Annotated in this window: 4 protein-coding genes; 1 reads left to right on the plus strand and 3 read right to left on the minus strand. The window is 60.9% G+C overall.

The annotated features are described in order from the left end of the window. The 3 genes from GX181_05750 to GX181_05760 all read right to left on the minus strand — a co-directional run. The coding region (locus GX181_05750) for a V-type ATPase subunit (protein ID NLM71442.1) at positions 1–633 on the minus strand (633 nt) is incomplete at its 3' end. Continuing rightward, a complete protein-coding gene (locus GX181_05755; GenBank protein NLM71443.1) occupies positions 633–971 on the minus strand; it encodes an ATPase in 339 nt (112 codons plus the stop codon). The genes GX181_05750 and GX181_05755, both read right to left, overlap by 1 nt. Next, positions 968–1600 carry a V-type ATP synthase subunit D gene (locus tag GX181_05760; protein ID NLM71444.1) on the minus strand — a complete coding sequence of 211 codons (633 nt, stop codon included), beginning with the start codon at positions 1598–1600 and terminating at the stop codon, positions 968–970. Before GX181_05760 ends, GX181_05755 begins: the two co-directional genes overlap by 4 nt. Positions 1601–1979: 379 nt before the next feature. Here GX181_05760 and GX181_05765 point away from each other — a divergent pair. Then, positions 1980–5246: DEAD/DEAH box helicase family protein (locus GX181_05765; GenBank protein NLM71445.1), on the plus strand; the 3267-nt coding region annotated here is incomplete at its 3' end.

Consider the following 5246-nt stretch of genomic DNA (forward strand, 5'->3'; position numbering starts at 1 on the left):
CCGCCTCACCCACCTGCGCTCCGGCACGGGCAGCTTCCTTGCCTCGGAGAGGATACGGGTGAGAAAGAACGAGTCCATCGCGGTCTTGGCATGGAACAGGGCCTCCCCCCTCGCCTCCTTCTCGACCCGCCGCAGAGGATCGCCCAGCACTTTCTCGAGGGGCCCGCCCCTGACCGATTCCAGCACATCGCGAAGCGATTGCGCCGAGAGCAGCCTCTCCTCGTCGGCCAGGGAGAGGGGCGCGGAGCCGACCCAGCGCCGAAGCGCCTCCCGGCTGCCGAGCCCTGTTACGATCATCCGAAGGACCCGCTTGATGACCTCGACATCGAAGCGCGCGCCCCAGGCGTCCAGCAGGGAAGAGCGCATCCGCCCCAGGTAGCGGCCGAAGGGCGCCTCCTCCATGACGGGCACCAGTGTGATAATCTCCTCCAGCTCCCACCTGCGAAGCTCCTCCGGGTGCGGAGTGCCGTCGAAATATCGGCCGTAGGCCTCCGTACGAGAAAGGAAGGACGCGATCGCCCCGACCGTCTCGCACTCCAGCAGGCGCATATAATCCTCCCGGGAGAGCATCCTTCCCCGAAAGACGCGAGCCTTGGCGGACGCGGAGGCCCTTTCACCCGCGGAGAGAAGCATTACTCCTCCTTGACGCCGCCGTAGCGAGCAGCGACCTCCAGGGTCAGAGACCTCACGATCTCGGGCGCCGACTGGGCGAAACGCTCCTTCATCCCCGCTCGGCCGCGCGCACCCATCTCCGCGATCTGCGCCGCCTCCAGCTCCGCCGACTGGCGTGCCGACTCCACGATCGTCTTGGCCTGGGTCCTGGCCGCGGTCAGCCTGGTCTCCCTGTCTGCCGCCAGCCGCTCGCGGGACTCGCGCAGCATCTCCGACGCCTTGCGCCTTGCCGCCTCCACCCCCGCGGCCGCCTCATCGGAGGCGTCCAGCAGCTCGATCAACACAGTACTAAGGTTCAACCCTCCGCACCTCCCTCCGAAAGACCTTCACGCGCCATCTTCATGCGAATGAAGTCCTCTCGGTCGTTCTCCTCCAGCACGCTTGCGATCCACGCAAGAGCCGCCCTCTGCGTCGGGACCACGACCTTCTCCAGCGCGTTGACCCGGCGAAGAGTGCGCCGGATCTGCGTCGCCAGCCTGTAGACGGACGTCTCCACCTCCGCCAGCCGCGCGATCAGCGACAGGACCTCCCGTGCCCTGCTGTATGCCGCGTCAAGCACCCCCGACGTGCCTAGAAACGAGTAGCAGAGCTCCGGCGGCCTGTCCACAGGGTCGACCCGCGGGATCTCCACTCCCATGACGGAACGAAGCCGTATCTTGAAGTCGTCCGACTCGGGCGCGGAGTACGCCAGCTCCTCCACGTTGTCTATTCCAAGCGACAGCCCCGCCATCTGCAGGCTGAAGTAAGCGTCCGCGAAGACCCTCTCCAGGCTCTCCTGGAGCTCGCGCGCCTCGCGGATACGCCCGGTCAGCTCCATCAGAAGAATGGTCCGCTTCTGCTCGAGCAGCCCTCTTCCCTTCTCAGCCAGCCTAAGGGAGGAGGCGATCCTCACCGCATTCCCCCGCGTCGGCGCAACCTTCGGAACCACCCTTCATCACCCCTCCCGGATTGGGTTTCTATTATGATGGTGTAAATTCGAACAGGAGCCACTCGCTCTAGCCTCGGTTATGATGTAACTGCGACACGACATCAAACTGGGGAGGCGTCGAACTCATGGCTCGGATCAATATTACACTGGAAACTGAACTTTTGCACGTAGGGCATCCAGACACAGGGGAGGAGATTTCAGCCGCTTGACATACAAAACCCATCTGATATGTTGTAATCTGGGTTTATCCGTGATTATCGGCGTTAAGCCGGATGCCGGGCCGAAAGATCGGGCACCTCCGGAAGTGTAATCAGCGGGAAGTTGACGAGTGGGTGAGAAGCGGTGGTTCGAACACTAAAAACAGATAACGAGAATCCTAATGGCTAAACTCGAAGAACTTAAACGTGGCGCGACTGTCAAAGGCATTCTGCCGGACGGGTTCATAACCTTGGTGGATGTGTCCTGGATTGGCTCCGTCGCCGTCGAACTGATCTACAAGGACAGCAAGGGCAAGCTGGCCAATGAACTGATATATCGCGACCGCGAGGGCGACCTGGAGATAATGGAATCCGGCAAACCCTGGAGCTTCGATGGCGATGCCGACCTTTTCCGGCTGGTTTCCGAGGCGCACCGCATTAACCTCGCCCACCTGTTCGATCCTCTTCTAGCGGTTCACACCTCCCTCGTTGACCCCCTTCCGCACCAGATCACAGCCGTTTACGAGTCGATGCTTTCCAGGCAGCCCCTTCGTTTTCTGCTGGCTGATGATCCCGGGGCGGGAAAGACCATCATGACAGGACTGTTGATCAAGGAGTTGATCGCACGAGGCGACCTTCAGCGCTGCCTCATAGTCTGTCCGGGCAACCTGGTAGAACAGTGGCAGGATGAACTCCATCGGCGCTTCCGCCTGCCCTTTGAAATCATGACCAACGACAAATACGAGGCGGCCAGGACCGGCAACTGGTTCACGGAGAACCCTCTCTCCATCTGCCGCCTCGACAAACTCAGCCGAAACGAGGACGTACAGGAGAAGCTCAAGACCACTGATTGGGACCTTGTGGTCTGCGACGAAGCCCACAAGATGAGCGCATCCTTCTGGGGCGGCGAAATCCGCAGGACCAAACGCCACCAGTTGGGACAGATTCTTTCCTCCCTCACCCGTCATTTTCTGCTTTTGACCGCCACGCCCCACAACGGAAAGGAAGAGGACTTTCAGCTGTTCATGGCGCTGCTGGATGAGGATCGCTTCGAGGGCATCTTTCGCGACGGCGTGCATTCCATCGATGCAGGCGATCTGATGCGTAGGATGGTCAAGGAGGATCTGCTCAAATTCGACGGTCGTCCACTGTTTCCGGAGCGCAAGGCCTATACCGTCGAATACGAGCTCTCCGACGGTGAAGCGGACCTGTACCAGCGCGTGACCGAGTATGTGCGCGACGAGTTCAACCGCGCCGAACAGCTCGCAGGCGACGGCCGCAAAGGCACTGTTGGGTTTGCCCTGACCGTACTTCAGCGACGATTAGCCTCTTCTCCAGAGGCCATTTACCAATCGCTTCGCAGGCGCAGGGAGCGGCTGGAGAAGAGATGTGACGAAGAGGAACTCCTCCGGCGGGGCGCACAGGTCCGCATCGATTGGCGCATGGACGTCCCGTCCCTGTCCGAGGATGACCTTGAGGACCTCGAAGACGCGCCTGATGAGGAAGTCGAGAAAACCGAAGAGCGAGTCGTCGATCTGGCTTCGGCGGCTCAGACAATCGCCGAGCTAAAGGCGGAAATCGCAATCCTCAGGGATTTGGAGCAAGCGGCCCTGACGGTTCGTCAATCACGCTCGGACCGCAAGTGGGATGAGCTTTCGAGTCTGCTGCAGAACCAGACGGAGATGTTCGATGCCCACGGTCATCGCCGCAAGCTGATTATTTTCACCGAACACCGCGATACCCTGAACTACCTTCATGATCGGATCGGGTCGCTGATCGGGAGGCCGGAGTCCGTTGTGACCATCCACGGAGGCATGGGCCGCGAGGAGCGAAAGAAAAACGAATCGCTCTTCACCCAGGATAAGGAAACAGAGGTGCTCATTGCCACGGACGCGGCGGGCGAAGGCATCAACCTGCAGCGGGCCCATCTGATGGTCAATTACGACCTGCCCTGGAACCCGAACCGCCTCGAACAACGGTTCGGCCGCATCCACCGCATCGGGCAGACGGAGGTCTGCCACTGCTGGAACCTCGTTGCGTCAAAGACGCGGGAAGGCGATGTCTATCGACGCCTGCTTGAAAAGTTGGAGGAGGAACGCAAGGCGCTGGGCGGAAAGGTATTCGACATCCTCGGCAAACTGCTCTTCGGCGATAAGCCCCTGAGGAGCCTCCTCATGGAGGCCATTCGCTACGGAGACCGTCCGGACGTACGCGCCAAGCTTAATCAGGTCGTCGACAACGCCATGGACCGGAACAAACTCCGCGATCTGATAGAGGAACACGCCCTGGCGCACGACTCCATGGATGCCTCCCGCGTCCGGGAAATAAGGGATGACATGGAACGGGCTGAGGCTCGCCGTCTACAGCCCCATTTTGTTGCCGCCTTCTTCATCGAATCCTTCAGGCGGCTCGGCGGTACATTGCGGGAAAGGGAGCCGAGACGCTACGAGGCGACCCACGTTCCGGCGGTCATTCGCAACAGGGATCGGATCATCGGAATGCGTGATCCCGTCTTGGCGCGATATGAACGCCTGTCGTTCGAGAAAGAACTGATCAACGTCCCGGTCAAGCCTATGGCAGAGTTCATTTGTCCCGGTCACCCGCTTCTAGACGCCACCATAGATCTGATCCTTGAACGGCACCGGGACCTCCTGCGACAAGGCGCCGTCCTGGTAGACGAAAACTCTCAGGAGGAGGATGCGAGGGCGCTCGTGTACCTGGAGCACTCCATCCAGGATGCGCGCACCGATCGCAGCGGAAACCGGCGCGTTATCTCCCGCCAGGTTCAGTTCGCGGAGGTGGCTGCATCCGGCGATGTTCGCAGCGCCGGATATGCGCCATACCTCGACTACCGCCCGCCCACTGAAACGGAACTTGCCCTGATCCGGCATATGGAAGAGCCCGCCTGGCTTCGCAACGAGATCGAATCCCGTGCCCTCGACTACGCCGTCCGGAACCTTGTGCCCTCCCACCTGGAGGAGGTCAGATCCCGCAAAGAGCAGATGATTGACAAGACCATGGCCGCGGTCAAAGAAAGGCTTACGGCGGAGATCACCCACTGGGACCATCGGGCGGAGCAGCTCAAACAGCAGGAACTGGCGGGCAGGGTCAATGCAAAAATCAACTCCGACAGGGCACGCCGTCGGGCCGACGAGCTGACCATGCGGCTCCAGAGGCGGATGGAGGACCTTCAGCAGGAACGCCGCATCTCGCCGCTTCCGCCGAACGTCATCGGCGGCGCGCTTATCGTCCCGGCAGGCCTTCTTATGAAACTGAACGGAGGGGAAACCACCACGCTGCATACCAGGGAGACCAGGTACGTCGAAATGCTTGCCATGGAGGCGGTGATCGCAGCCGAAAAAAGGCTCGGCTTTCTGCCCCGCGATGTGGCGGCCGACAAGTGTGGATACGATATCGAGTCCCGCGATCCGGCGGGGGAGTCGCAGCTC

Source organism: Synergistaceae bacterium (assembly GCA_012521675.1).
In the GTDB taxonomy this organism is placed as follows: Bacteria; Synergistota; Synergistia; order Synergistales; family Aminobacteriaceae; genus JAAYLU01.